This is a genomic window from Parasphingorhabdus sp. SCSIO 66989 (genome assembly GCF_032852305.1).
Lineage (GTDB): Bacteria > Pseudomonadota > Alphaproteobacteria > Sphingomonadales > Sphingomonadaceae > Alterisphingorhabdus > Alterisphingorhabdus coralli.
This window is the reverse complement of record NZ_CP136594.1, coordinates 2,716,623-2,743,408: the sequence shown is the minus strand read 5'-3', so window position 1 is coordinate 2,743,408 and position 26,786 is coordinate 2,716,623. Positions and strand designations below refer to the sequence as shown.

Annotated in this window: 23 protein-coding genes; 15 read left to right on the top strand and 8 right to left on the bottom strand. The window is 58.2% G+C overall.

The annotated features are described in order from the left end of the window. Positions 1-134 precede the first annotated feature (134 nt). From RB602_RS12850 to RB602_RS12830, 5 genes are read left to right on the top strand one after another with little or no spacing between them, the layout of a single operon-like run. The gene (locus RB602_RS12850) at positions 135-1,520 is read left to right on the top strand and encodes a multiheme c-type cytochrome (RefSeq protein WP_406568366.1); all 1,386 of its coding nucleotides are present in this window, start codon (positions 135-137) and stop codon (positions 1,518-1,520) included. Further along, complete coding sequence (locus RB602_RS12845; RefSeq protein ID WP_406568365.1) at positions 1,520-3,514, top strand: heme-binding protein; 1,995 nt, start codon at positions 1,520-1,522, stop codon at positions 3,512-3,514. Before RB602_RS12850 ends, RB602_RS12845 begins: the two co-directional genes overlap by 1 nt. Further along, on the top strand, positions 3,514-5,409 hold the full coding sequence (locus tag RB602_RS12840; protein ID WP_317081002.1) for a hypothetical protein: 1,896 nt from the start codon (positions 3,514-3,516) through the stop codon (positions 5,407-5,409). The genes RB602_RS12845 and RB602_RS12840 overlap by 1 nt, the downstream gene beginning before the upstream one ends. Continuing rightward, a complete protein-coding gene (locus tag RB602_RS12835; RefSeq protein WP_406568364.1) occupies positions 5,390-9,688 on the top strand; it encodes a hypothetical protein in 4,299 nt (1,432 codons plus the stop codon). Before RB602_RS12840 ends, RB602_RS12835 begins: the two co-directional genes overlap by 20 nt. A 47-nt stretch (positions 9,689-9,735) precedes the next feature. Continuing rightward, positions 9,736-10,134, top strand: coding sequence for a GxxExxY protein (locus RB602_RS12830; protein WP_317081000.1), 399 nt, complete (start codon positions 9,736-9,738; stop codon positions 10,132-10,134). A gap of 73 nt (positions 10,135-10,207) precedes the next feature. Here the strand turns inward: RB602_RS12830 and RB602_RS12825 are convergent, their stop codons facing one another. Together RB602_RS12825 and RB602_RS12820 are read right to left on the bottom strand one after the other, a co-directional pair. After that, positions 10,208-10,564 (bottom strand): hypothetical protein, encoded by a 357-nt coding sequence (locus RB602_RS12825; RefSeq protein WP_317080998.1) that lies wholly within the window; start codon positions 10,562-10,564, stop codon positions 10,208-10,210. Continuing rightward, the gene (locus tag RB602_RS12820) at positions 10,548-10,703 is read right to left on the bottom strand and encodes a hypothetical protein (RefSeq protein ID WP_406568363.1); all 156 of its coding nucleotides are present in this window, start codon (positions 10,701-10,703) and stop codon (positions 10,548-10,550) included. Before RB602_RS12820 ends, RB602_RS12825 begins: the two co-directional genes overlap by 17 nt. Before the next feature lie 140 nt (positions 10,704-10,843). On the opposite strand from RB602_RS12820, the gene RB602_RS12815 reads away from it, so the two are divergent. Then, positions 10,844-11,524 (top strand): S24 family peptidase, encoded by a 681-nt coding sequence (locus RB602_RS12815; RefSeq protein WP_317080993.1) that lies wholly within the window; start codon positions 10,844-10,846, stop codon positions 11,522-11,524. Between the two features lie 210 nt (positions 11,525-11,734). Further along, on the top strand, positions 11,735-12,427 hold the full coding sequence (locus RB602_RS12810; RefSeq protein WP_317080991.1) for an MBL fold metallo-hydrolase: 693 nt from the start codon (positions 11,735-11,737) through the stop codon (positions 12,425-12,427). A gap of 160 nt (positions 12,428-12,587) precedes the next feature. Here RB602_RS12810 and RB602_RS12805 read toward each other — a convergent pair whose 3' ends face one another. From RB602_RS12805 to RB602_RS12795, 3 genes are read right to left on the bottom strand one after another with little or no spacing between them, the layout of a single operon-like run. After that, the gene (locus RB602_RS12805; protein WP_317080989.1) at positions 12,588-13,838 is read right to left on the bottom strand and encodes an ABC transporter permease; all 1,251 of its coding nucleotides are present in this window, start codon (positions 13,836-13,838) and stop codon (positions 12,588-12,590) included. Further along, positions 13,838-14,566 (bottom strand): ABC transporter ATP-binding protein, encoded by a 729-nt coding sequence (locus tag RB602_RS12800; RefSeq protein ID WP_317080987.1) that lies wholly within the window; start codon positions 14,564-14,566, stop codon positions 13,838-13,840. The genes RB602_RS12805 and RB602_RS12800 overlap by 1 nt, the downstream gene beginning before the upstream one ends. Beyond that, on the bottom strand, positions 14,563-15,786 hold the full coding sequence (locus RB602_RS12795; RefSeq protein WP_317080985.1) for an efflux RND transporter periplasmic adaptor subunit: 1,224 nt from the start codon (positions 15,784-15,786) through the stop codon (positions 14,563-14,565). Before RB602_RS12795 ends, RB602_RS12800 begins: the two co-directional genes overlap by 4 nt. Positions 15,787-16,083: 297 nt before the next feature. On the opposite strand from RB602_RS12795, the gene RB602_RS12790 reads away from it, so the two are divergent. From RB602_RS12790 to RB602_RS12780, 3 genes are all read left to right on the top strand, one after another. Continuing rightward, positions 16,084-16,875: a M48 family metallopeptidase gene (locus RB602_RS12790; protein ID WP_317080983.1), complete on the top strand. Its 792-nt coding sequence runs from the start codon at positions 16,084-16,086 to the stop codon at positions 16,873-16,875. Between the two features lie 323 nt (positions 16,876-17,198). Continuing rightward, positions 17,199-18,293, top strand: a complete 1,095-nt coding sequence (locus RB602_RS12785; protein ID WP_317080981.1) for a DUF6733 family protein — start codon at positions 17,199-17,201, stop codon at positions 18,291-18,293. A 282-nt stretch (positions 18,294-18,575) separates the two neighbouring features. Next, positions 18,576-19,307 (top strand): DUF3592 domain-containing protein, encoded by a 732-nt coding sequence (locus tag RB602_RS12780; protein WP_317080980.1) that lies wholly within the window; start codon positions 18,576-18,578, stop codon positions 19,305-19,307. A gap of 167 nt (positions 19,308-19,474) precedes the next feature. Here the strand turns inward: RB602_RS12780 and RB602_RS12775 are convergent, their stop codons facing one another. After that, positions 19,475-19,873 (bottom strand): MAPEG family protein, encoded by a 399-nt coding sequence (locus RB602_RS12775; protein WP_317080978.1) that lies wholly within the window; start codon positions 19,871-19,873, stop codon positions 19,475-19,477. A gap of 224 nt (positions 19,874-20,097) precedes the next feature. On the opposite strand from RB602_RS12775, the gene rpmF reads away from it, so the two are divergent. The 5 genes from rpmF (at position 20,098) to RB602_RS12750 (ending at position 23,250) form a co-directional block, all read left to right on the top strand. Continuing rightward, the gene (rpmF, locus tag RB602_RS12770; RefSeq protein ID WP_317080977.1) at positions 20,098-20,277 is read left to right on the top strand and encodes a 50S ribosomal protein L32; all 180 of its coding nucleotides are present in this window, start codon (positions 20,098-20,100) and stop codon (positions 20,275-20,277) included. A 65-nt stretch (positions 20,278-20,342) separates the two neighbouring features. Then, positions 20,343-21,392 (top strand): phosphate acyltransferase PlsX, encoded by a 1,050-nt coding sequence (gene plsX / locus RB602_RS12765; protein ID WP_317080975.1) that lies wholly within the window; start codon positions 20,343-20,345, stop codon positions 21,390-21,392. 10 nt (positions 21,393-21,402) lie between these two features. Further along, entirely contained in the window at positions 21,403-22,371 is a 969-nt protein-coding gene (locus RB602_RS12760) for a beta-ketoacyl-ACP synthase III (protein ID WP_317084534.1), read from the top strand. A gap of 119 nt (positions 22,372-22,490) precedes the next feature. After that, a complete protein-coding gene (locus RB602_RS12755; RefSeq protein ID WP_317080973.1) occupies positions 22,491-22,790 on the top strand; it encodes an integration host factor subunit alpha in 300 nt (99 codons plus the stop codon). Between the two features lie 58 nt (positions 22,791-22,848). Beyond that, positions 22,849-23,250 carry a MerR family transcriptional regulator gene (locus tag RB602_RS12750; protein ID WP_317080971.1) on the top strand — a complete coding sequence of 134 codons (402 nt, stop codon included), beginning with the start codon at positions 22,849-22,851 and terminating at the stop codon, positions 23,248-23,250. 156 nt (positions 23,251-23,406) lie between these two features. Here RB602_RS12750 and RB602_RS12745 read toward each other — a convergent pair whose 3' ends face one another. Both RB602_RS12745 and RB602_RS12740 read right to left on the bottom strand, forming a co-directional pair. Next, positions 23,407-23,952 (bottom strand): SixA phosphatase family protein, encoded by a 546-nt coding sequence (locus tag RB602_RS12745; RefSeq protein WP_317080969.1) that lies wholly within the window; start codon positions 23,950-23,952, stop codon positions 23,407-23,409. Then, a complete protein-coding gene (locus RB602_RS12740) occupies positions 23,949-26,762 on the bottom strand; it encodes an ATP-dependent DNA helicase (protein WP_317080967.1) in 2,814 nt (937 codons plus the stop codon). Before RB602_RS12740 ends, RB602_RS12745 begins: the two co-directional genes overlap by 4 nt. Positions 26,763-26,786 lie beyond the last annotated feature (24 nt).

The following is a 26,786-nucleotide window of genomic DNA, read 5'->3' as shown; positions in this document are numbered from 1 at the left end:
TCGCATCGTTTGACTTGAGGGACCCGCCGCAATGCTGCGGGCTGATAAAGACGATGCAAGATTGCAGCACAGAAGACCGGTTCGCCGGTCGCCGGACCAGTCCGCTGGGCAGGTTTTTGCACAGCCGCAACGCCATGACGTTGCGACCGGGGCTGTTGCTGCTGGTTGTTGCTGTCTTTTTCAGCTTGGTTTCGAGCTTGGTGGTTGGCGTGGCCGCGCCGGAGCCGGTACAGGCGCAGGCATCATCTGCATCTATACGCGGCACCCATATGGGTGTTGCCAGTTGCGCAGGCTCCACCTGTCATGGCCGCAATGAGGCCGATGGCGAAATAGTGCGTCAAGACGAACTGATGCGCTGGCAGGAAGAATCCACGCCCGGTGGCGCGCATAGTCGGGCCTTCCGTGTGCTGGGCGAGCCGCGCAGCCTCGCCATTGGCAAGAAGCTGGGCATTGGCGATCCGCGTTCGGCTGAAATGTGCCTTGGCTGTCACGCTACGCCTGCGGCCAGCACCGGTCCGCGTTTTCAGCTCAGCGATGGTGTCGGCTGCGAAGCCTGTCACGGTCCTGCCGAGGGTTGGCTGTCGAGCCATTATGCCACCGGTGCAAGCCATGCCAATAATGTCGCGCGCGGCCTGATCCCGCTGAATAATCCCAAGGCACGCGCCAATGTCTGCCTCGATTGCCATTTCGGCAGCACCAATAAGGGGCAATTTGTTGATCACCGGATCATGGCGGCCGGGCATCCGCGTATCTCGTTCGAGCTCGATCTGTTTTCCACCCTGCAACAGCATCATGATGAGGATGCCGATTATATCCAGCGCAAGGGGCGGACATCTTCAGTGCGATTCTGGGCGGTGGGGCAGGCCATGGCGCTTGACCGCTCGCTCGACCTGTTTTCGCGCCCCTCTTTTGGCACCGAGGGGCTGTTCCCCGAATTCTATTTTTATGACTGCCATAGCTGCCATCGCCGTATCTATGATGACCCGGATGCGCGGCCCACTTTCCTGAGCAATCCGGGACGACCAATCCCAACCGGCATGCCGCCCTATAATGATGAAAACATGATCATGCTGGCCGCTGCGGTGCGGGTCGTCGCGCCCGATTTGAACAGCGCTTATCAGGAGCGTACCCGCGCCTTCCATGCCGCTATGGGGCAGGGCAGGCAAGCGGCGGTGACCGAGGCGCGCAAGCTCAAACAGTTCGCGCGCAAACTCGCTGATCGCTTTTCGCGCAGCAATTTCACCCGGGCGCAGACATTCGCGATTATGGACAGCATTGCCAGCGAGGCAATTTCGCCGCGCTTTACCGATTATGAGGGTGCGGTGCAGTCAGTGATGGCGGTGGATACGCTACTGTCCGGGCTGGTCAATGACGGCGCGGTGTCGGCGCGCGCGGCCAATGCGCTGCGTATCCAGATCAATGATGCCTATGCAGCAGTTGCCGAACCCAACGCCTTCCGTCCGACCGCTTTCCGCCGTGAATTGGGCGGTGCGGTGCGTACCATCAGGACGCTGAAATAATGGCGATGCGGCGGTTTGTCGGCCTGACTGTGTCCACGGCGCTGCTGCTGGCGAGTGTCAGCGCCTGTGGCGGTGATGATGGCGGCACCAACCCACCCCCGCCGCCGATACAGGGACCAACTCCGGGTCCAACGCCTGCGCCGCCAAGCGGGGGCCTGTTCACGCCGCCAGCACGCGAGGCTTTAACCGCAAACGAGGTGCAGCAGATCATCGCCCAAGCGGTGGGTGAGGCCGAGGCACGCAATCTGCCATCGGTGATCGCGGTGGTGGATCGTGTCGGCAATGTGCTCGGTGTATTCCGCATGAATGGTGCCGCCGCGACAGCGCAGACCAGCATCCAGACTGCCAGTGGCCCCAGCAATCCGACTGTCGATGCGCAGGGCCTCGATGTTCCCGCAGAACTCGCTGCTATCGCAAAGGCCATTACCGGGGCGTATCTCTCCAGTGGCGGCAATGCCTTTTCCAGCCGCACCGCGAGTCAGATTGTGCAGGAGCATTTCCCGCCTGCTCCAACCACTGTGGGGCTGGAGAGTGGCCCGCTTTTCGGGGTGCAGTTCAGTCAGCTGCCCTGTTCCGACCTCAATGCCCGCTTTCTCTCGGGCGGCGGGCCGGGGCAGTTTATCGGGCCAAAGCGCTCCCCCTTGGGGCTGGCGGCGGATCCCGGCGGCTTGCCGCTTTACAAGAATGGTGTTGTGGTAGGCGGCATCGGCATTATGGGCGATGGCGATTATGGCCTTGATTTCAATATCCTCGACCGTGACGATGATGATGAGGAAGCGATAGCGCTGGCCGGGCAGCAAGACTTTGTGCCGCCTTCTGCAATCCTTGCGCAGCGTATCACTGTCGATGGCACATCGTTGCGGTTCAGCGATGCCGAGGCAGACGATCTCGCGCCGTTACAGGGCAATTTCGCCGCTATAAACGGCGCTTCGGGTGCATTGGTGGCGGTGCGCGGCTATACCAATGGCGGCATTATCGCAGGCACAGCCTATGGCACCGAGGCATCGGGTGTGCGCGCCGCTACTTCCGCCGAGTTTTCCAACAGCGACGCCTTTGTCCTCACCGATGGCAGCGGCAATAATCGCTTTCCGATCCGCGGTGGCACCGATGGCGGCAGTATCGCGCAGCCGTTGACTGCCGGCGAAGTACGCGCTGTTCTCGAAGAGGCGTTTATCATTATGAGCCGCGCCCGCGGGCAAATCCGCCGACCGCTGGACAGCCGGATGCAGGCCACCATCTCGCTGGTCGATACCCATGGCGAGATATTGGGTATTGTCCGCTCGCCCGATGCGCCGATGTTCGGCACTGATGTATCGCTGCAAAAGGCGCGCACCGCGGCATTTTTCTCCAATGCCGTCGCGGCTGATCAATTGCTCGCAACACCCGGTGAGGTTCCTGAATTTGTCCAGCGGGTGCGTGATTTTCTTGGTGATCCCAATGCCCTGACCGGCACCTTTGCCTTTGCCGACCGTTCCGGCGGCAATCTCTCGCGGCCCTATTTCCCCGATGGCGAGGTGGGTCGCCCCAATGGTCCGCTGTCGCGCCCGATTGAACAGTTCAACCCCTTTGCCACCGGGCTGCAGGTGCAGCTGGTGGCGGGCAATATCCTGGAACATGCCAGCTTTGTTGTCGGCGCTGCGGCCAATGACACCGCCAATCGCTGTACCTCTGTGCCTGACGCGGTGGCGGGGCAGAACCGGCTGGAAAATGGCATCCAGATTTTCCCCGGCTCGGTGCCGATCTATCGCGGCAATCAGCTTGTCGGCGGCATTGGCGTCTCCGGTGATGGTATCGATCAGGACGATATGGTCAGCTTTCTCGGCCTGCATAATGCCGGGGTGCGGCTCGGTACTATCGGCAATGCACCGCCGGAAATCCGCGCCGACCGGATTGTCGTTGATCTCGGTGATGCGCGGGTAAGGCTGCGCTATATCAACTGCCCTTTTGCGCCGTTTCTCGATACGGCGCAGCAGAATGTCTGTGAGGGGCTGTGATGACGCTTGCTGCAGGCCTTCTTTCACTGATTGCGACTGCACCCATGATGCAGGCGGAACCGCCGGTGGCGGAACCGGAGCAGCAGGTTCAGCAGGGCGAAGCTGGCCCCGATGCCGAGGATGCACTGATTGATGGCCGCCGCCGCCCGGGCGTCGAGAAGGAACTGCCCGATCCGATCATACAGGACAATCCCGGTGCCGTGCGGGCACCGCCGCCTGAGGCTTTCCCCACCGATGATTTCCCGGTGCCAGATCGCTGGCGGCTGATTGAATCGCTTGGCGTGGTCAAGGAACGCTGGTTCGATCCCTATCATCAGAACACCTATAAGGGTGACCGTCCGATCTGCATCCCCACCGATGAAGAGCAGGCACGGCGCAAGGCGGAGGGCAAGCCGCGTTGCGCCACGCCGAAGTTCCTTGGTTTGAAAAGCGAGGGCGAGTGGTTCTTTGTCGCCAATGCAATTTCCGACACGGTGGTCGAACCACGCAGCTTCCCGATACCGGTCGGTGTGCAGACGACCGAACGCCCCGGAAGTAATGACGTCTTTGGCCGCGCGGACTCGCTGGTGCTGGCGCAGACCTTCATCACCGGTTTTGCGCTGATCAAAGGTTCCACCGCCTATAAGCCGCCCGATGTCGAATATCGGCTGACACTGGCCACACAGGTCAACCATGTCGATGTGCCCGAACGCCGGGTGTTGTTTGTCGAGCCCAGCCGCTCAAGCAACCGCACCGACTATTTTATCGGGGTGCAGGAAGCCTTTGTCGATTACCACTTCCGTAACACTTCGGATCGCTATGATTTTGATTCCGGCCGTATTGGCATTCAGCCGATGCAGGCCGATTTTCGCGGCTTTCTGTTTCAGGATAACCAACTCGGCGTCCGCCTGTTCGGCACCCGTGACAATAACCGGGTGCAGTATAATCTCGGCGCGTTCATGCGGCTTGAAAAAGACACCAATTCGGGCCTGAATGATGTCACCCAGACACCGCGCAGCGACTATGTCTTCTTCGCCAATCTCTATCGCCAGGATTTCCCGGTTGTCGGCCTGACCAGCCAGGTCTCGGTCACCTATAATATGAACCGCGAGGCAGGCGATATCGAGATTGATGATAATGGCTTCCCGGTTCGTCCGGCGCTGCTCGGTGATCTGCGCGGACGTGATTATGATGTGGTCTATCTGGGTTATGCGGTCGATGGCCGTATCGGGCGATTGAACCTCACTGGCCAGCTCTATGGTGCCTTTGGTGAGGACCGCAACAGCATCTTCACCAGCCGCCCCGCCGATATCGCCGCCTGGTTCGCTGCGGCGGAACTGAGCTATGATGTTGATTTCATGCGTTTCCGCCTGTCGGGGCTGTTCGCCAGCGGCGACAGCGACCCGGAAAACAATACCGAGGCCGGATTTGACGCAATTTTCGAGAATCCGATCTTTGCCGGAGCCGACACCAGCTATTGGATCCGTCAGACCATCCCCTTTGCCGGTGGTGGCCGCGCGGTCAGCATCAATGGCCGCAATGGCATATTGAATTCGCTGCGTTCCTCCAAGGAGCAGGGGCAGTCCAATTTCAACAATCCGGGCACGATATTGCTCGGCGCAGGCGCGGATTTTGACCTGACGCCCGAGATACGCCTGTCGGGCAATGCCAACCATCTATGGTTTGATGATACCGCCACTCTGCAGGCGCTGCGCAATGAGGGCTCGATCCCCAATGCGATAGGCTGGGACTTGTCGATGGCGGCGATATGGCGGCCCAAGGCGACGCAGAATATCGTTTTCCGCCTGTCCGGCGCAGTGTTTGATCCTTCGGATGGTTTTGCCGACCTGTTCACCCAGGCGGGCAATGATGATCGTTATTATTCGGTGCTGTTCAATGCGATTTTTGCGTTCTAATCGGGTCGCTGTGACCCCGGCTTTTCTGGCCCGTCTGGTGGCGGTGCTGGCGCTCGGCCTGACGCTGGCCGTCGGTGCACCGGATACCGGATTTGCCGCCAAGAAAGAGAAACCGCAAAAGATCACATATCGCTTTACACCGCCTGCACCGCGCAATCAGGACTGGGCCGAGGCGGATGCCAAGAGCGTGGGTTGCCAGAGCTGCCACACCGCCAGCGATCACAAGACCATGCATGCCTCGCCCGCGGTGGTGCTCGGCTGCACCGATTGCCATGGCGGCGATGCCAGCGTCACCGGCGATAATGCATGGGGCTGGAGCGATCCGCGTTATATGGAAGCGCTGAAAAATGCGCATGTCCTGCCGAAATACCCCGAGGCGTGGCACTGGCCTTCCAGCGCCAACCCCAAGCGATCCTATGCCCTGATCGCCAAGGAAGCGCCGGAATTTGTGCGCTTCGTCAATCCATCCGATTATCGTGTTGTGCGCGAGGCCTGCGGCGCCTGTCATATCGAGGTTATCGAGGCGTCCGAGCGCTCGCTCATGTCCACCGGGGCGATGCTTTGGGGCGGAGCGGCCTATAATAACGGCATTGTCCCGTTCAAAAACTATATCTTCGGCGAGTCCTTCACCCGCACCGGCAAACCGGCGATGATCAAGTCCGCCATGCCCGAAGATGGCCAACCTTTCGGCACGGTAAGCGCGGAGCAAAAGGCGCGCGGGGCCTTGCCGGTGATGTATCCGCTGCCGACCTGGCATGTCATACCGCCGGGCGATATCTTCCGCGTGTTTGAGCGTGGCGGGCGCAATATCAACACCCAATTCCCCGAGATTGGCCTGCCCAATATAGGCGGGATCATCCAGCGGCTGGAGGAGCCCGGACGGCCCGATCTGAAACAATCCAATCGCGGCCCCGGCACGGGTCTGCGTGTCGCCATTCCGGTGCTCAATATCCACAAGACCCGGCTCAACGACCCTTTCCTCTGGCAGATGGGTACCAACGACCAGCCGGGCGATTATCGCACCTCGGGCTGCGCCGCCTGCCATGTGGTCTATGCCAATGATCGCGAGCCGCGCCACAGTCTAACCTATGCGCAATATGGCCGTGATGGCCAGACGGTGACGGCTGACCCGACCATCGCCAACCTCACCGAGGGACAGAAACGCTTTGGCAGCTATGGCAGTTATGATGCTGCAAAAGCACGTGGCGATGGCCATGGTGGCGATCATAACGAAGGGCATCACGGCGATGATCCGCATGGCGGCGTTGGCGGGCCGGGTGAGAAGGAGCGCGGTCATCCGCTCAAGCACCAGTTTACCCGCGCCATCCCGACGGCGCAGTGCATGAACTGCCATATGCACCAGCCCAATATCTTTCTGAACAGCTATCTCGGATACACCATGTGGGATTATGAATCCGACGCGCCGAAGATGTGGCCGGGTCCGGAAAACACCACATCGCGGCCAGAGGGCATCTCGGATGAGGACTATCAGCGGATTTACAAGCAACAGAAATTCCCCACCGCTGCCGAGGTGCGCGCGGTTCTGGACCGTAATCCCGAAGGCGCTTCGCCTAAAGGGCTATGGGCAGACCTCGATTTCCTGCGCAATGTCTATGATCTCAATGACGAATTGAACGACACCCAATTCGCTGATTATCACGGCCATGGCTGGAACTTCCGCGCGATATTGAAACGCGATCGGGCAGGGAATTTGCTCGATGCCGAGGGCAATATTGTTGCCGATGATGACCCTGAAAAATTCCGCAAAGCGGGTGAGGAGAAATTCGTCAAGCCCGGCACCAATCCCGGCAAATCGGTCCATATGATGGACATCCATGCCGAGGTCGGCATGCAATGCGCCGATTGCCATTTCGCACAAGACAGCCATGGTAATGGCCTGATCTATGGCGAGGTTGCCAATGCGGTGGAGATTGGCTGCAAGGATTGCCATGGCACGGCGGATGAATATCCAACGCTCAAAACCTCCAATCTCGCAGCGCGTCCGCAGGGGACAAATCTGGCGCTGCTCCGCAACCCCGATGGCAAGCGCCGCTTTGAATGGTTTGAAGACGCGAATGGCCGCCGCACGCTGATCCAGCGCTCGATTATCGATCCAGAACTGAGCTGGCGCGTCAGCCTGACCAAGGATAGCGTTAATCGCAGCCACCCCGATTTCAACATCAAGTCGGCGCGCGCCAAGCTCGTCGCCAAATCGGGTTCGGAAACCGGCGAATATCGCTTTGGCACCGGGGTGATGCCATCGGAACGCGCGCATGATGACGGCAATATGGCCTGTTTCACCTGTCACTTGAGCTGGACCACCAGTTGCGGCGGCTGCCACCTGCCGATCGAGGCGAACTGGAAATCGAAAAAGCACAAATATGAGGATGGCGAGACGCGCAACTATGCCACCTATAACCCTCAGGTTGCGCGCGACCAGATGTTCCAGCTGGGTCGACACCAGACCACCAAGGCGGGCACCGAGGTCGATGAAAATGGCAAGCCGCTGGGCATGATCGCGCCGATCCGCTCGACCTCGGCGCTGATCCTGTCCTCGACCAATATCAACCGCGAGCGCATCTATGTGCAGCAGCCGCCAATCGCCGCTTCGGGCTATTCGTCTCAGGCCTTTGCACCGCATTTCCCGCATACAGTTCGCAAGACCGAGACCAAAATGTGCTCCGACTGCCATTTAAGCGCGGCCAATGACAATAACGCGATCATGGCGCAGGTACTGTTGCTTGGCACCAATTTCGTCAACTTTGTCGGCCTGCATGCTTGGGTTGGCATGGATGGTGCGTTTGAGGCGGTGCGGGTTACCGAATGGGACGAACCGCAAGCGGTCATCGGCTCCTATCTGCAGCGCTATGCCTATCCCGATTATTGGCGGATGCATGTCGAGGATAATGGCCGTGAGCTGAAAAACTGGGTACGCGGCGATACATTTGATGATGATCTGTCGGGCGAGACCAAAGCGCTCGAAGAATTTGCCAATGTGGTGCAGGATACCTCAGGAGCGGTGCGCTGTCTGCAACTGCGCGGCGAATATATGTTCGTCGCCGAGGGCAAGGGCGGTTTCCGCGCCTATGATGTGGCCTCAATCGGCAATAAGGGTTTCTCCGAGCGCATTGTCCGCGCGCCCTTCTCCTCGCTGGGGCATGACACCCATGTGAAGACAAAGAACGCGACCTGCATGGCGCTGGCCACCAACCAGCCGATCGCGCCCGATCGCAACCGCAACATGGCTGCCACCAACCTCACCGATGCCGATGGCAACGAGATTATCGAAGAAGATGGCACGCCGCGGACATTGCTCGAGGAAAATCAGGAGCAGGCCTTCCACCCGATTTACGACTATGCGGTGATTACCGACAGCGTTGAGGGGCTGGTGCTGGTCGATATCAATACACTGGCCGATGGCGAGTTTCGCAACAATTTCTTCAAGCGGATGACATTCGCCAATGGCGCCAGGGCGTGGAATGAGGGCGGGGTGCTCAATGGCGCGCGGCATATCACTCTCGCCGGGCATATCGCCTATATCACCACCGATGCGGGTCTCGTGGTGCTCGATCTCGACGACCCGGCCAATCCAAAGCTGACGGCGCAAATCCCGCTACAGGATGCGCGTGCCAGTGCGGCACAGTTCCGCTATCTCTGGGTGACCGACGCAGAGGGCGTGAAGCTGTTCGACATCACCCAGTTGCGCCAGCCAGTCGCAGTGCCACAGGCGACGGTGCGACTGGCCGATGCGCGCAAACTCTATCTGGCGCGCACCTATGCCTATGTCGCGGCGAAACAGGACGGGCTGGTGATCCTCGACGTGACCAATCCCGAAGCACCGCAGGAATATATGCGCTACACTGCTGACGGTTCGCTCAACGATGCCGAGGATGTGATTGTCGGCTCCACCAATGCGACGTTGTTCGCCTATGTCGCCGATGGCCGCAATGGCCTGAAAGTGCTGCAACTGACGTCACCGGAAAGCCAGCCGAAATTCTACGGCTTCTCCCCTGCGCCCAAGCCCGAACTGATCGCCTTTGCCCGCACCGATAAACCGGCCCTGGCGTTGTCCAAGGGGCTGGATCGTGACCGCGGTGTGGATGAGACTGGCGGCCAGATGGCGGTTTTCGGCCGACTGGGCGCGCGGCCCTTTACCCGCAGCGAGATGGAACGGCTTTTCCTTAACAGTAAAGGCCTGCCCTATAAGGTGAAAGACGCGCCCGATATCGGCGACTGGTTCGGTCCGCAAATGGCGAGCAGGCCTATACGGTTGCCTTAGATTATTAATTTCACGCAAAGGCGCTAAGATTTTTAAGGGGGCAGTTCTTGTCTGAACGGTTGGAAGAACTTGCTAGCATTGTCATTGATGTGGCCATGGGTGTGCACGTTGACTTGGGGCCGGGTTTGCTGGAATCGGTTTACGAGGGAGTGTTGGCTAACCGTCTGGAAAAGCGTGGGTTAAAAATTGACCGGCAAAAGCCGGTCAGGATTACTGTCGATGGTCTGGATTATGCCGATGCATTCCGATTTGATCTGCTAGTCGAGAACCAGTTGCTTCTTGAAATCAAGTCTGTGCCTAAATTGGCACCAATTCATACCAAGCAAACATTGACCTATCTGCGTTTAATGAAACTACCGCTGGGTTTACTCATAAATTTCGGCGGCATAACTTTGAAAGAAGGGCTTAAGCGTGTGGCTAATAACTATCGTGATGCAAAGCTCTAACCTCTTAAAAATCTTAGCGCCTTAGCGCTCAAACTTTCTAGCTTTAGCCAAATGATAGACATTGCCTAGGCCGCTACCCGTCCTCCACCGTAAGCGCCTCAATTTCGAGCAACAGCGTCGGCTCCCCCTCATGCCGCTCAACGCGATGCGCGACGTGAATATCGATGACGACATGGTGCTTCAGAGAAAACTCATGCTCTTCCAGCCGATCCGCCAGAACATGCCCGACAATCACCCCATCACTGCCGGAGAAGGTCAGCGCCAGCCGATGTCGCATGCCGGTGAAAGTAGCGCTGGCCCAGTCATGGCCTTCATGAAAGCGCAACTGCGCCGCACCGTCGGTGATCGCGATTAACTCGCGGATCAGCGCTGTTGCCGGGTCATGCCCGGTGGTGCTGCTCTCGGCCTTGATTTCAACGTGCATCAGCATGTGTGCGCTCTCCCTCATATCTGTTCATGAAATGTTCTATTCGTTCCCGCATCGCTTTGCGCGGTTCGCGGCCATTGCGCATATCGTCGACCAGGCGCGGGTCACGCGCCGCCAGCCGCCCGAACTTGGTGCGGGGCATATCATGGCGTCTTAAAAATCTTTCTACAGTACGCAAAACCGTCATTGGGCATCCTTTCGGGTGATTCGTGTTACAACGTAGGAAAAAGTGACAAGTAAAATCCTACTTGTCTAGGAAAAATCCTATGCTATAGTGAGTGCATGACCGATAACCAGAAAGTGCGCGATACTCTGGCGCGGCTGATTACTGATCGTGGGGTCAGCTATGCCGGTGTCTCCGATATGCTGGGTCGCAATCCGGCCTATATCCAGCAATTTATCCGGCGGGGTACGCCGTCACGATTGGCCGAACGCGACCGGCAATTGCTGGCACAGTTTTTCGGTGTATCCGAAGACCTGTTGCGCAACACGGATGATTCTCTGCCTACTAATTCCGCTGCATCACGTTCAGCCATGGGAGTAAGAGGAAAATTCCTGCGACCCATTCCGAAGCTTTCTATAGGGGCCTCTGCAGGGCCGGGGCGTATGGCCGATAGCGAGCATGTCGAAAGCGAACTGGCCTTTGATGAGGATTGGCTGCGCCGGCAGGGCTTTGCCAACGCTGCGCTCAATATGATCCGGGTCGAGGGGGACTCGATGGAGCCGACGCTGTGCGATGGCGACGACATCATGGTCGAGATGGCAAGCGGCGATACACCGCGCCGCGATGGGGTTTATGTGTTGCGCCGCGATGATGCGCTTATGGTTAAGCGGCTGGCGTTTCAGCCTGATGGCAGTGTTTCGGTGTTGAGCGACAACCCTGCCTATCCTTCCATGCAGGGCCTTGGCCTGGATAGTGTTGCCGTTGTCGGCCGCGTTGTCTGGGCCGGGCGGCGGCTATGAAATATATTAGCCCCTCCTCTTCAGAGGAGGGGTTGGGGTGGTGGCGAGGCGAAGCCGAGCTCGCGCTAGCGAATTCTTCTCTTGTGGCAACACCACCCCGCTGCGACTAAGGGCCTGACGGCCCTAAGTCTCACTGCCCCTCCTCTGAAGAGGAGGGGATATCTTTGCGCAGCCTTGCAATCCCTCCTAACCCCTGCCACATCGGCGCGAATGAGCAATGTCACCTCTTCGATGAACCCGGCTCCCCAGCCGCCCCTGCGCGCCGCGATCATTCCGGTGACGCCGTTGCAGCAGAACTGCACCCTGTTCTGGTGCACCAAGACCAACAAGGCGGCCTTTGTCGACCCCGGTGGCGATCTGCCGCGGCTCAAAGCGGCGCTTGAGCAATCGGGCGCGGAGCTGGAAAAAATCCTGATCACCCATGGCCATATCGATCATTGCGGTGAAGCGGGGAAGCTGGCCAAGGAACTTGGCGTGCCGATTGAAGGGCCGCATGAGGAAGACCGGTTCTGGATTTCGCGGCTGGAGGATGATGGCCGCAACTATGGCATTGCCGGTGAAGTGTTTGAGCCTGATCGCTGGCTACATGATGGCGAGCAGGTAACGGTGGGCGATCTGGTGCTCGACGTTATCCATTGCCCGGGTCACACGCCGGGCCATGTGGTGTTCCACCATGCGCCCTCCAAGCTGGCGATTGTTGGCGATGTGCTGTTCCAGGGCTCTATCGGCCGCACCGATTTCCCGCGCGGCAATCATCAGGATTTGCTCGACGCGATTACCGGCAAGCTTTGGCCGCTCGGCGATGACATCACCTTCGTCCCCGGCCATGGCCAGACCAGCACTTTCGGCCATGAACGCAAGACCAATGCCTTTGTCGCCGATGACGTGCTGGCGGCGCGCTAGAGCGTGTAACGCATTGCGTAAGTCGGTTTAGAAATACTCCGTTCGTGTCGAGCGCAGTCGAGACACTGCTCTCCACCGGCGCTGGCCTCTCGACTTCGCTCGAGGCGAACGGGTAAGGTAGATCATCTAAGCAGGAAAGATAAGAACGCTGATTGGAAGACTATTCGCTGCGCAATGCCTCAATCGGCGATAGTCGTGAGGCCCGGATTGCGGGATAGCCGCCGAACAACAGACCGATCAGTGCAGAAAACAGGATCGCACCGATCGCTACGCCGATGCCGATGGGCACAGGAAAGTCGGCATAAGCGGCGAGGGCAATACCGCTGATCCAGGCGAGGATCAGGCCGACCGTCCCTCCGAGGACGCATAAGACCGCTGCCTCAACCAGAAACTGGTTGCGGATATCGCTGCGCCTTGCCCCCAGCGCCATCCGCAAGCCAATTTCGCGCGTGCGTTCGGTGACGCTGACCAGCATAATATTCATAATGCCGATACCACCGACCAATAGTGAGATGGACGCAATCGCTACCAGCACAATCTGGAAGATGCTGGTCACCGTCTCGGTCTCGCGCAAAAACTCCTCAGTGGTGCGCACGGTGAAGGGAGAGAGCGCATCTTCCTCAACCCGATAGCGCTCGCGCAGAATCCGGGTGATTTCTTCCTTGCTCTGCACCAATGAAGTTGCATCGGAGAAACCGACAAACAGCAGGTTGAGATCATCCGGCCCGGACAGCGTGTCGCCAACAAAACGCTGGCGCATGGTTGCTATCGGGATGACAGCGGTGTCGTCATTGTCATTGCCAAAGGTTGATCCTTTGGATTCGAGCAAGCCGATCACGGAAAACGGGATGCGGTTGATCCGGACCGTCTGGCCGACCGGATCAAAATCGCCGAAAAGCTCCTGCGCTACAGTGGTGCCGAGGACGACAACCCGTGCAGCGCTGCGCTGATCGGCTTCGTCGAGAAAGCGGCCCGATTGCACCCCGCTATTGGTGATTTCGGCATAGCGCATGGTTGTGCCAATGGCATTGGTCGAAGTGTTGGTTCCCGCCACGGTCATTTGCACAGTAGAACGCAATTGCGGCGCGATAAATTCGACGCCGGGCACCTGTTTCTGGATGGCGCGGGCATCGCGCATAGTCAGGCGACCGCGGTCAAAGCTGCGCCTTGGCCCGCTGGTTTCGGGTTCCGGGATGACAATCGCCATATTGGAACCGAGCGCATTGATTGATTGCATCACCGAAACCTGAGCTCCGGCGCCAACCGCAACCGCCAGTGTCACCGCGAACACGCCGATCATCACACCCAGCATGGTCAGGATCGAGCGCATCAAATTGGTGCGGAGCGCCGTCATCGCGATGGCAATATTGACCATCCAGTCGGAGAGCAGATGCCATATGCGCCCGCCCATCAGGCCATGGCCTCGGTCGAGGCATGTTTCAGTTGGCGATTGGTGACTGCGCGATCTTCTATCACTTTGCCGTCGCGAAACTCTATCCGGCGTTTGGCATGATCGGCAATATCGCCTTCATGGGTGACGACTATAATGGTGATGCCATCATTATTGAGTTGTTCAAAGATCGACATAATGTCTTCAGAGGTTGCGCTGTCGAGCGCGCCGGTAGGCTCATCGGCGAGCAGGATCAGCGGTTCGGTTACCAGTGCCCGGGCGATGGCCACACGCTGTTGCTGACCTCCCGAGAGCTTAGCCGGTGTATGGTCAAGCCGTTCACCAAGTCCCATCGCTTCGAGCTTGGCCTTGGCGCGGCTTTGCCGCTCGGCGGAGCTCAGCCCGGCATAAATGAGAGGCACCGCCACATTGTCGAGCGCGGATGTGCGCGCCAGCAGATTGAACTGCTGAAACACAAAACCGATCTTGCGATTGCGCAATGCCGCCAGCGCGTCGCTGCCCATATCCGCGGTTGCGATGCCGTCGATCAGCACATCGCCCTCGCTCGGTACGTCCAGACAGCCGATCATGTTCATAAAGGTCGACTTGCCCGAGCCACTGGCCCCCATGATCGCAACATATTCGCCGCGCTCTATGCTGAGCGATACGCCATGCACGGCATGGATAGTTTCACTGCCCAGCGTATAGGTCTTGACCAGATCCCGCGTCTCGACCAGCGGGGCGCTCATTGTGCCTGCGCCTCGCTGCCGCCAACAGTGCGAACGCGCACCAACACTTCTTCTTTGGGTGCAACCCCTTCTTTGACTTCAACAAAATCCTCGCCACTCAGCCCGATGCTGATGGTCTTGCTTTCCGGGCTGAATGGATCGTCACCGGCGACCCAGATCACGGCCTTGTCGGGGGCTTTGTCCTTGGCGTTGGCGCCTTGCGCATCATCAGTCTGCGGGCGATCCTCCTCGCGCGGACGAAAGCGGGTGGCGCTGACAGGAACACGTAAAACATTGCGCTTGCGCCCGGTTTCTATGTCGACATTGGCCGTCATCCCCGTGAGCAATTTGCCATCTTTGTTGTCAACATCGAGGATGACGAGATAACTGACGGCGTTTTGCGCTTCGGTTGCCGACTTTCGAATTTGCTGCACCTTGGCGCGGAAGGTTTCGCCGGGATAGCTGTCAACGGTAAAGCGAACGGTCTGCCCCTGTTTGACCTGCCCAATATCGGCTTCATCGACCGAGGCCTCAACCTGCATCTTGCTGGTATCCGCCGCGATCTGAAACAGATTAGGGGTCTGGAAATTGGCGGCAACGGTGGTGCCTGGTTCAACCAGCTTGTTGATCACAACACCGGCTGCTGGCGCGATGATCCGGGTGCGTTGCAGATCGAGTTCGGCTGAGGCCAGTTGCGCTTCACTTTGCGCTATCTGTGCCCGGGCGCTTTGCGCCTGTGCCTTGGCAGTGCTCAATGTCGCCTTGGCAGTGACCAGAGCATTCTGTGCTTGATCAAGTCCTGCACCAGAAACAAACCCTTTTTCTTCCAGCACCTTGCGCCGTTCAAATTCGCGGGTTTGCACTTGGACGTCGGTTTCTGCCTGACGGATGGCGGCCAGCGCTTGCGCCAGGCTGGCGCGGGCCAGGTCCACCTGTGCTCTGGCCTGCGTCACCTGCGCCCTAGGGCGGGTAGAATCAATCTCAGCAAGTAGCTGACCTTCTTCTACGGGTGAGTTGAAATCAACATAGACCGCGGTGACCTGCCCGGAAATCTCCGAACCGACATTGATGGTATTCAGTGCCCGTAACTTTCCGCTGGCGGACACCGTGCGCACCACGTCGCCACGAGATGCTGGTTCGGTCACATATTCATAGCCAGGAGATGACCCGGCAAAAAGCCAATAGCCCATGAAACCGATAGCGAGGACCACTATGCCGGAGATGATGGGGTGACTGCGCACCCACCCTGTTATTCGCCGCACGTACAAGCCTTTCGACAATGTCCCCATAGCAAGAGATAGCGCCATTGCCGCTGAATTACGACAGCATTCGCAGGATATTCTGGTCGTTTTGTCCGCAAAGCGGCTTTTTTGGCACTTGGTGGGGCGGAAACCGGGTGGGGCAGAGAGGCATAATCGCTAGCCTGAGAGGCAATTTTACAATCTTCCATGTGTTCAGAACAGCGTAAAAACAGTAAGGTTTAGGCACTGTTTTTGCCGCTTCCCCCTAATCGGCAACCGTATGATGGAGACTATGTAATGAGCGACAACCTTCCCCAGGATGAAACCATATTGCTTACCCGCCGCAAGATGATGTTCCTTGCCGCATTGGCCGGAGGTGTTAGTGCGACCGCTCCGCTCTATGCCCAGTTCAATCTTGGCCGCAAGCTCGACGCGGCGAAGAAGGTCATTGATGCCGCTTCTTATAATGATGAAGAAATGAAGGTCTTTTTCGACCAGATGTCCGAGGACATGGATAGCAAGAATCCGGTTGCCTCGATGGACGACCCTTATGGTAAGCGCATCGCCAACCTGTCGCAGGGCCTTCAAACCTATGACGGGCTCGACCTCGATATCAAAGCCTATCTGGTTGAGGATGTGAACGCTTTTGCCATGGCTAATGGCACCATCCGCGTCTTCGCCGGACTGATGGACCAGTTCACCGATGATGAGGTGCGCTATGTGATCGGCCATGAAATCGGTCATGTTAAGCGCGGCCACACCAAAAAGCGGATGCAGGGCGCGCTTCAGAAAGAAGCGGCCTTTGGGGTCGCCAGTGCTGCGGGCGGTAAAGTCAGCCAGATTGCCAACTCGCAACTCGGCGCGCTGTTCGGCAATGTGATTTCCGCGCAGCACTCGCAGAAGCATGAGCGTCAGGCTGATGACTATGCCATGCAGTTTATGACCGACAATAGCTATGACCGTCAGGCTTGCGTTACGGCGCTGGAAAAACTGGCGGGCATGAGCGGTGGCAGCAGCGGCCCGCAATGGCTGTCGACCCATCCGAGTCCATCAAGCCGGGCCAAGCGGATGCGCAAACAGCTCTCCTGAACTAGGATATCTTGGAACGAAAACTGTGGCGCCAATGTTGCATTGGCGCCACAGTTGTTTGTCATATTGGCGCTAAATTGGCCATTATGTCGTCCCAAAGGACAGACATATCATCAAGGCCTAAGGCACCACAGCGTTGAAAATACTGGAGAATCCGTCCTTCAAGGACAGGCTATGTAATATAATTTCATTTCAGATGTAATTATTGACATAGAAGTGCGGGGTTTGTAACCAAACCTTCGTAAATGACAAAGCCCCCCGAGAGGCGATGCAAATTACACGCAGGTGGAACGTGAAAAAACCTTTTTTAAGGAGCGTTCCAAATGAAGACTCGTCTACCCCTTTTCCTGTCTGCCACGGCGTTAAGTACTATCGCCGCCACCCCGGCCTTTGCCGAGGCGGGTGACGGCGCCGCTGCATTGACGTCGTACAAGTCGGCCTATCTGAGCGTTGTCGCCGACAGCAAAGTCAATGCCATCAAGAACAGCAACAAGAACGTTGCTTCCGATGAAGCGGATATTGCTGTTGATATTGTCGAGGTTGATAATGCCGAAGCCGTGACTCTGGATACGGCGCTGACATCGGCCAATTCGACTGCGCTTTTGCTTGATGGCAGCACCGGCACCGATATCTTTGACACGCCCGCCAAAGCCACCGCCAACACGGTCGCTGCTGACGGAAGTGCGGCAATGGTTGCTGCAGCCGCCGCAGCACAAGGTTCGTCGCAGCGGTCGGAGAGCTTCTCGGTGCTTTTGAATCAGGACAGCTTTTTCGGCTTCTATCCGTCATTTAATGGCTTGATCCCGATTGGCGACAATATCGATTTCAGCTTTTACGGCATTTTGTGGACCAATTCCGGTTTCTCCAGCACGGCGTTCGGTCCTGCTGGCGTTGCATCGGATAATGACCTTTGGACGGAATTTGGTGCTGGTGTCGCGATCCATACTATGGATGGCAACCTCGTCATCAAACCGCAAATCGGCCTGACCAACGGTGCCTTGCTGTCCAGTGGTTTTCAGGAGGATGGTATACCCACCGGCACCGGCGGTAACTTTGCTGACGGTATCGTGCCCAGCCTGACCATGAACTATAGCGATGACAGCTTTGAAGCCGAATTTTATGGCGGCTATTATGCCGCTCTGCGCAATCGTAACGATGACTTTGCGCTCGACTTCTTGCACACCTGGATCAATGCCGGTGCCAAGATCAGCGACAATTTCTCTGCCGGTGCGCATTATGAACTGCTATCCAACACGCGCAATACTGGTGGCGACACCGCCGTCGTCTATCAATGGCTTGGGCCCTATGTCCAATTCTCCACCAGTAACGGCTTCTTCGCCCGCTTCACAGCAGGTGCGGATATTGAAGGCGGCAATGATGGTGATTTCTACAAGCTGACCGCCGGCTTCAGCTTCTAAAACCATCACCGGAGCACAGGGTCAGGACTCGCACCGCAAGTCTCGGCCCGCAAGCAAAACTCACCTCGCTCCGGTGATGCAGAAATAGGGCAAAACGCCTTACCCAGCTTCCGCAGGAAGGGGAGAAAGGCGGCATAACCTCTGGCCAGCCTTTCACGATACGCTGCCGGTCTGTCTATCCACAATGCGCGGTATGAAACCGTGCTGGGAACGACAGGCTGGCAGCGTATTTCCTTTGTGCTAATGCGACAACCATATGGGTCGTATTCAAAGGACATAAGAATGGGCAAAGTCGGCTGGTGGCTAGGCGGTATCTTCTTCGCTTTTGGGCTGCTGTTTATGGGCACCGGGGGCGGTATCGCCATTCATGATCAGCAATTTGCCGGAACCGCAGAACGCGCGACTGGAACCGTAACCGATATCAGGTCCTCTCGAGGCGCGAGGCGAAGAAGCCAGCGGACAAGCCGGAGAAGAACTTACAAGCCTGTGGTGAATTTTGAGGATGCACAAGGCCAGAGGCATGAATTTGTCAGCTCCCACGGATCCAATCCATCTTCTTATGAAATTGGCGACAGCGTGGACGTACTTTATGATCCGGCCTCTCCGGCAGATGCGATGATCGACAGCGATATGGAGCGTGGCTTCCTGCCGCTTCTCTTTCTGGGCCTTGGCGGGGTCTTTGCTGCGATTGGCGGCGGCTTTCTGTATGTCGGCTGGCGGCGCAAAAAGACCATCGCTGCTCTCAAGCTTCGCGGCAAAAAGATCATGGCCAGGGTAATCAGTTGCGAACGCGACACCTCAATCAAGATCAATGGCCGCTCGCCATATCGCGTCACCGCCCAGGCCGAGCATCCGGCAACCGGCAAGATATCGAGCTTCCGCAGCGATCCTGTCTGGGTTGACTTATCCGACGCATTGGACGGGCAAGAGGTGCCGGTCCTTGTCAACCCAAGGGACTGGAAGGAGCATTATATTGATCTGTCGCAATGGGTTGATGGAAGCGCGCGGGCATAAACACACGGACTTTCCTACTAATAGACGCGCGGATATAATAGCCTTGGCTGCTGTTTGAGATTTCCAACAACAATCCTACACAAGCACGCATTTCTGCATGGTTTGAGCGCAACCTTTGTAACCTTCGTCAAGCGGGATTGACACTTTCCTACGCCATATGGGCCCGCTCAATGCGGCGTAAAGCCCATAACTACCGCACCGGCATAAACCGTAAGCGCGAGCAGCACCAGAAACGTGACAATCGTACCGACCACCCGGCCAATCTCGACCTTGCCGCCACTCATGCCGATGCCATGCGCGACACGCCCGGCCATATAGATGCCGCCGAGTGACCAGAGTAAGGTGCTGCCATGGCCCGCCAGTTCCAGCGCAGCGATAAGGAACAGGACGAAGGGCGTATATTCGATAAAATTGGCCTGGGCCCGCATCCGGCGCAGCAGATTGTCATTGCCGCCATCGCCGACATTGACCTTTTCGCGGATGCGCACGATATCGGTCCAGGCCGCCAGCCAAAAGGTGATAAGGCCAGCTGACGCCGCCATTGTCAGGGTTATCGGGATATCCATAGTGTCGAGGCTTTCCTTAAGAGAAGAACGGCTGCGGGATGTGCGACAAGCATCATGTCAGCTTTAAGCAATCCAGTCTTGCACTATTATGAAAAATCGCTATAGCCGCGCCTTCGCTTGCGCCGGAACTCTTGTTTGTCCGAATCATGCATGATTGGGATGCACGCCCGGTTGCAGCACTTTGATGAACCCACAGTTGATTTAACACGGAAGCAGGTGACACCATGGCTGTCCCCAAAAGGAAAACAACGCCGTCCAAGCGCGGCATGCGCCGTTCGCACGATGCCCTGAAGGCTGAGGCTTTTCAGGAATGCCCGAATTGCGGCGAATTGAAGCGTCCGCATCATGTTTGTCCGGCATGCGGCTATTATAATGGTCGGGAAATAATTGCTCCTAGCTACTAAATAAGCAATAGACGGGTCTGTAGATATAAAAACAGACCCGATAACGGGCTATTGCAGGATAGGGCATGAAGCAACGAATTGCGATTGATGCAATGGGCGGCGACCATGGGGTCGCCGTTATGCTTGCTGGTGCCGCTCTGGCACGGCATCGTCATGAGAGCTTTGAGTTCCTGCTGGTCGGTGATGAGGTACAGATAGAGAAAGCGCTGGATAATCACCCTGGCCTGCGCTCCGCCTCACAGATACTTCACAGCGATAAACAGATAAGCGGCGATGTCCGCCCGAGTCAGGCTGTGCGCCAGTCACGTGGCACTTCGATCGGCATGGCGATTGATGCGGTCAAGGCAGGTGAGGCCTCTGCTGCAGTCAGCGGCGGCAATACCGGCGCGCTGATGGCGATCGCCAAGCTGGCGCTGCGCACCATGCCTGGCATTGATCGCCCGGCGCTGGCGGCGTTGCTGCCGACATTGCGCGATCATGATGTCATCATGCTCGATCTGGGTGCCAATACCGAATGCGATGCGCGCAATCTGGTGCAGTTTGCGGTGATGGGTGCGGCCTATTCGCGCATCCTCTACGATTTTGACGCGCCGAAGGTGCGACTGCTCAATATCGGCACAGAGGATATGAAGGGCACTGAAGACCTACGCGATGCAGCGCAGCAGCTTAAGGAAGCAGCGGGTCTGCCTATGGCCTTTGAGGGCTTTACTGAGGCCGACAAGATTTCCAGTGGTGATATTGATGTTATCGTCACCGATGGTTTCTCCGGCAATATCGCATTGAAAGCCGTTGAAGGTGCGGCGCGTTTCGTCACTGATTTATTGAAGCGCAGCTTCGCCAGCTCATTGCGCTCCAAGTTCGGTTTTCTGATCTCCCGCCCGGCGACCGAATTGCTGCGCCATCATCTTGATCCGAACAACCATAATGGTGCGGTGTTCCTCGGCCTGAATGGTGTGGTGGTGAAAAGCCATGGCAGTGCTGATGCCAAGGGTGTCGCCAATGCGGTGGAGGTGGCGGCGCGGCTGGTGAAGCACGATGTCACCCAGCGGATTGTCGATGACCTTGGCAATTTTGACACCGGAGCAGACGCGCCGGCGCAGAAGCGGGCGGTGTAATTTGGCCGATATGCCAAGATCGGTGATCATCGGTACGGGGTCTGCCCTGCCCGAAAACTGCGTCAGTAATGACGAACTGGCACAGCAGTACAATATCGACACCAGTGACGAATGGATCCGCGAGCGCAGTGGCATAAGGCAGCGCTATATTGCCGGAGAGACTGAGACCACGGCAACGCTGGCGACCGCTGCAGCACGCAAGGCGCTGGATGCTGCCAATATGGCGGCCACGGACATCGATCTTATCATCGTTGCCACCGCTACGCCGGACAATACCTTCCCCGCCACCGCCACCAAGGTACAGCATATGCTCGGCACCGCTGGCAGTATCGCCTTTGACGTCGCAGCGGTTTGCTCCGGCTTTGTCTACGCCATCACCGTGGCTGATGCGATGCTGCGCGCCGGGCAAGTGCGCACTGCCTTGGTGATCGGGGCAGAGACTTTCAGCCGGATTATGGACTGGACTGATCGTACCACGTGCGTGCTGTTCGGCGATGGCGCCGGTGCGGTGGTTTTGCGAGCTGAAAGCGATGCAGGAGATCGCGGCATATTGGCAAGCCGCCTGCATGCTGATGGCAGCCAGCATGATTTGCTCTATGTTGATGGCGGACCTTCGACCACGCAAACCGTCGGCCATTTGCGGATGCAAGGGCGCGAGGTATTCCGCCAAGCGGTGGGCAATCTCAGCAGCGTAATGCACGAGGTGCTTGACGATGCCGGACTCACACCAGCGGATATTGACTGGGTGGTGCCGCACCAGGCCAATCAACGAATATTGGACGCGACCGTGCGTAAGCTTGGACTACAACAGGACAAGCTGATCGTCACAGTAGACAGCCATGCCAATACGTCTGCAGCCTCTGTGCCGCTGGCGCTGGACACTGGCGTACGCGATGGCCGGATCACACCGGGCGATCTGCTGATATTGGAAGCCATGGGCGGCGGCTTTACCTGGGGCGCTGTCGCGCTGCGTTTCTGATTATTCACGCAACCCCCTGTTTTTACAGGCTGGATTGTGGCATAGGCTGGAACAATGCAGTTTTATGTTGGTTCAAAAAATCAGGGGTTGCATTCAGTTACACAATAGGGAGTTGGCTTATGCGTTCTGTAGGTACCTTGACCCGCGCCGATCTGGCAGACACGATCAACCGGCAGGTCGGCCTCTCGCGAGCGGACTCGGCGCAGATGGTGGAGTCGATCATCGACCATATTTGCGATGCCTTGATTGATGGCGAGCATGTCAAAATCTCCGGCTTTGGTACCTTCTTGCTGCGCGATAAGGGCGAGCGTGTCGGTCGTAATCCCAAGACCGGTGTCGAGGTACCGATCACGCCGCGCCGGGTTCTGACATTCCGTGCCAGCCAGCTGATGAAACAGCGCATAGTTGCAGGCGACTGACTTCTCTGGCAGAATCCCAGTCTAGTGAGGGTAAGTCCCTCAAGATTGGCAGAAAAGCATGGAAAAATCAGAGGATGCCCTGCGGACGATAGGTGAAGTTTCCGAGGCGCTTTCAGTCAAACCCCATATATTGCGCTATTGGGAAGAACAGTTTTCCACACTCAATCCGCTTAAGCGCGCCGGTGGCCGACGCTATTATCGCAGCGAGGATATGGCGTTGCTACGGCGTATCAATCGGCTGCTCAATGAAGAAGGCTACACCATCAAGGGGGCGCAAAAGGCTTTGAAGCAACCGGAAGGGCAGGGAGCAGATATATCGGCTTCGCCTACCGAGCCAGTATCGCAATCACCGGAGCCCTTGCTGCCATTTTCTGAGCAAAGCTCAGTATCAGAATCGATGCTGATTGAACTGCGCGCGATACGCAGCGAACTGGTCGAGGCGCTTGAAGCGGCGCGTTGAATCGTTTAAAGGTCCGCCGAAACTAACAATACAGACCGTCAGCCCTGAGCCTGTCGAAGGGGGTCTCTCGACATGGTGCTATGCTGAGAAGCGGGCTTCGACAAGCTCGGCCCTAACGGTTTTGATTTTCGTCACATCCCATAGCGGGTTGTCCGCCTAATGCCGCACTTCCGGACCGAGATCGGGGTCAATATCCCGCGGCCTGACCAGCAATTCCAGCTTGGCATGGGCACTGCCCAAATCCTTCCAGCTGGCAATGTCTATCTTCAATATCGCCAGCGCCCCGGTCGGGAATTTCTCCTCGACATGATCACGCATCGGGCTGGTGCCATCATCGGGGACCATTTCGAGGATAAGGTCCTCCAGCCCCGGATTGTGCCCGGCGATCATCACCACCGATTTTGTATCGCTTTGCTCGCGCAGAAGCTCGAGCAGCGTTGCCGATGAAGCGAGATAGATGCGTCGATCCCATTGGGTGCCGAGCTTTATGCCAAGCCGGGTTTCAATCTGCTCCAGTGTTGCCACCACCCGCGCTGCCGGTGACGCGACGACTGCATCAAATTGCAGATGGTTGCTCTTGATATAGTCGCCCATCAACCCCGCGCCCTTGATACCACGGGCATTGAGCGGTCGGTCAAAATCGCGACTGCGGCCATCGGACCAGTCGGACTTGGCATGTCGAAGAATCGCCAATGTTTTCATGAAATTCTCTGGTCCTGTTGGGGCTGATGGGACGATTCGTATTTCTGACTTTGAACCGCCAGCACCGCCTCTGCAAGCGTTACTCTTCGGACGGTGGTGCCCTCTGGAAAAGCGCTCAGCAGACGCGAAGGGAATGCGGCGGACAAAACCACGAAATGGCCATGGTCCTGTTTGCTACGGATCAGCCGACCAAAGGCCTGAGCCAGTCGCGCCTTGATAATCTGGTCATCATAGGCGCTGCCGCCATTGGAGAGTTTGCGCGCCTTGTGCACAATGCTCGGCTTGGGCCAGGGTACACCTTCCATCACCACCAGCCGCAGCGAATGGCCGGGAACATCGACACCATCGCGCAGTGCATCGGTGCCGAGTAAGGTCGCGCGCGGATCATCGCGGAAAATATCGACCAAGGTGCCGGTATCAATCGGATCGACATGCTGGGCGTAGAGCGGCAGTCCATGTTCGGCCAGCCGGTCGGCAATACGGCCATGCACCGCACGCAGCCGTCGGATCGCGGTAAACAGGCCGAGCGCGCCGCCCTGTGATGCCTCGACCAGCCGGGCATAGCCATTGGCCAGCGCTGATATGTCGCCGCGCTTGATATCGGTGACGATCAGGATTTCCGCCTGCCGGCCATAATCAAATGGGCTTTTGGCCGAGAATTGCATCGTCTCGCCCGGCAGATGCGCCGCGCCGGTGCGCGCAATCGCCTGCGGCCAGTCATCGCCACTTTTGAGCGTTGCTGAGGTCACCATTACGCCATGGGCAGGTTCCAGCACTGTTTTGGCCAGCGGCCGGGTCGGGTCGATCCAACGACGGTGCAAGCCGATATCATATTCGCGCCCCTCAAAGCGGTCGACAGCGAGCCAATCGATAAAATCACTATCCGCCGGACCCCCGAGCGCCGAGAGCATGGAGAGCCAAGCCGTCAGACTGTCTGTGCGCCAGCCCAAGCTGCCCAATGCGCCTTCAATGCGGGCGCGGGCGGGGCCGTCCATCCAGTCCGGGCCATCGACCAGCAGTGCTTCCAGCCGTTTACCCAATGTGATTAGCGGCTTGAGCAGCCGATCAATCGCGCTGGCGGCCTTGGCGGCAGCTTCGAGCAATTCGCCGCTCAGCTCGGCACATTCGGTTTCAAGGCCATAACCTGCATCTTGGGAACCACTCTCGTCGCGGGCATAGACCAGCGCACGAATGGCGGCGAACAGTGCCTCAATCTCCCCTTGCGGCACGCCTTCAATCAGCCGTTGCAACCAGCCTTCACCCGGGAGCAGGCTAGCCGCCATACGTGCCGCCTCAATTGCTGCGCCGCCTTCTGCATCATAGCTGGCAACATCCGCCAGTCGCGCGGCAAGGCCCCGCCTTCGTCCACGGGAATTGCCTTCAGGGCCAATCACCCAGCGGCGAATCTCTATCGCCTCCTGTCCGGTCAGCGCCGCAGAGAACATGCTGTCTGCAGCGTCGAACAGATGATGTCCCTCATCAAATATGATGCGGCTGGCATGGCTCTGCTCCTCGCGCCCGCGCACCGCATTGACCATCACCAGCGCATGGTTGGCGATGACGATATCGGCTTGGCTACTGGCGCGGCTGGCCTTTTCGATAAAGCATTTGCGATAATGCGCGCAGCCGGCATAGATGCACTCGCCGCGCCGGTCGGTCAGTGCAGTTGTGCCCTTGCGGCGAAACAATGTCGGCAGCCAGCCGGGCATATCGCCGCCAATCATATCGCCATCGCGGGTATAGGCGGCCCAGCGCGCCACCAGCTGGGCAAAGATCGCCGGACGTCCGCTAAACCCGCCTTGCAGCGCATCCTCCAGATTGAGCAGGCAGAGATAGTTTTCGCGCCCCTTGCGCACCACCACCTTGTGTTTCAACACTTTTGCATCGGGATAGATGCGCTGCGTTTCCTGCCGCAATTGCCGCTGCAGCGCCTTGGTATAGGTCGATACCCAGACCGCGCCGTCTGCTTCGGCGGCCCAGAGTGAGGCGGGGGCGAGATAGCCCAGAGTCTTGCCGATGCCAGTACCCGCCTCGGCGAGCAGCATATTGGGTGCATCGCGGCGCTCGCGCGGGCTGAATACGCGCGCTGCTGATTTTGCATAGGCGACCTGTCCCTCGCGTTTCTCGGCGCCTTGGCCGGTCAGTGCGTCGAGCTGGTCAATCACCATCTCTTCATCCAGAGTGACGGCGCCAGGGGCGGGGCGGGGCGCTTCCTCTTCCCATTCGGACAGGCGCGAGAACAGCCATTTCTCCGCGCGCTCGGGTTTGGGCAGACGACGGATGACCTCGCCCGACCATGCCCAACGTTGGCGGTGCAGCGCGTGCGCGACATCCCAGGCACCCTCGCGTTCGGGCCAATCGGGGGACTCTAAGGTGGCAAGGAGCGTCTCGGCGGCGGCGTGGAGAAAGGCGGGGACATCGGGGTCGGATATTAGCCCCTCCCCTTCAGGGGAGGGGTTGGGGTGGGGGTTATCGTCTTGGCGCTGCGCTTGCGGAACGCCCCCACCCCTTGATCCCCTCCCCTCAAGGGGAGGGGAAAGAGATAGAGCCCGCGCCAAGCCTGCAGGCGTCGGCACCATAAACCGTGCCGGATGGACAAAAGCGAACAGCTCAAGCAGGTCCAGCCCGGAGATATCCGCATAGCCTATCCGCTGGCCGATCAGCGGCGCGTTGAGCAGGATCACCGGCGTATCCGCCGCCAGCGCCACCGCCTCGCCGCGCCCAAGCCGCCGGGTCTCGCCCTGATTATCGCGCAGCCAGATGCCGCTATGGCTTGCATGAATGGCAGGAAAGGCTAGGGGATGGGCCATGGACCGAGTCCTAACCCGAACCAG

Coding starts and splice junctions, on each gene's coding strand:
- RB602_RS12790 (WP_317080983.1), top strand. CDS start 16,084: ATGAGCGACAACCTTCCCCAGGATGAAACCATATTGCTTACCCGCCGC.
- RB602_RS12740 (WP_317080967.1), bottom strand. CDS start 26,762: ATGGCCCATCCCCTAGCCTTTCCTGCCATTCATGCAAGCCATAGCGGC.
- RB602_RS12745 (WP_317080969.1), bottom strand. CDS start 23,952: ATGAAAACATTGGCGATTCTTCGACATGCCAAGTCCGACTGGTCCGAT.
- plsX (WP_317080975.1), top strand. CDS start 20,343: ATGAAGCAACGAATTGCGATTGATGCAATGGGCGGCGACCATGGGGTC.
- RB602_RS12750 (WP_317080971.1), top strand. CDS start 22,849: ATGGAAAAATCAGAGGATGCCCTGCGGACGATAGGTGAAGTTTCCGAG.
- RB602_RS12820 (WP_406568363.1), bottom strand. CDS start 10,703: ATGCCCCGCACCAAGTTCGGGCGGCTGGCGGCGCGTGACCCGCGCCTG.
- RB602_RS12800 (WP_317080987.1), bottom strand. CDS start 14,566: ATGAGCGCCCCGCTGGTCGAGACGCGGGATCTGGTCAAGACCTATACG.
- rpmF (WP_317080977.1), top strand. CDS start 20,098: ATGGCTGTCCCCAAAAGGAAAACAACGCCGTCCAAGCGCGGCATGCGC.
- RB602_RS12805 (WP_317080989.1), bottom strand. CDS start 13,838: ATGGGCGGGCGCATATGGCATCTGCTCTCCGACTGGATGGTCAATATT.
- RB602_RS12760 (WP_317084534.1), top strand. CDS start 21,403: ATGCCAAGATCGGTGATCATCGGTACGGGGTCTGCCCTGCCCGAAAAC.
- RB602_RS12825 (WP_317080998.1), bottom strand. CDS start 10,564: ATGCTGATGCACGTTGAAATCAAGGCCGAGAGCAGCACCACCGGGCAT.
- RB602_RS12835 (WP_406568364.1), top strand. CDS start 5,390: ATGCGATTTTTGCGTTCTAATCGGGTCGCTGTGACCCCGGCTTTTCTG.
- RB602_RS12755 (WP_317080973.1), top strand. CDS start 22,491: ATGCGTTCTGTAGGTACCTTGACCCGCGCCGATCTGGCAGACACGATC.
- RB602_RS12815 (WP_317080993.1), top strand. CDS start 10,844: ATGACCGATAACCAGAAAGTGCGCGATACTCTGGCGCGGCTGATTACT.
- RB602_RS12850 (WP_406568366.1), top strand. CDS start 135: ATGACGTTGCGACCGGGGCTGTTGCTGCTGGTTGTTGCTGTCTTTTTC.
- RB602_RS12845 (WP_406568365.1), top strand. CDS start 1,520: ATGGCGATGCGGCGGTTTGTCGGCCTGACTGTGTCCACGGCGCTGCTG.
- RB602_RS12840 (WP_317081002.1), top strand. CDS start 3,514: ATGACGCTTGCTGCAGGCCTTCTTTCACTGATTGCGACTGCACCCATG.
- RB602_RS12775 (WP_317080978.1), bottom strand. CDS start 19,873: ATGGATATCCCGATAACCCTGACAATGGCGGCGTCAGCTGGCCTTATC.
- RB602_RS12810 (WP_317080991.1), top strand. CDS start 11,735: ATGAGCAATGTCACCTCTTCGATGAACCCGGCTCCCCAGCCGCCCCTG.
- RB602_RS12780 (WP_317080980.1), top strand. CDS start 18,576: ATGGGCAAAGTCGGCTGGTGGCTAGGCGGTATCTTCTTCGCTTTTGGG.
- RB602_RS12785 (WP_317080981.1), top strand. CDS start 17,199: ATGAAGACTCGTCTACCCCTTTTCCTGTCTGCCACGGCGTTAAGTACT.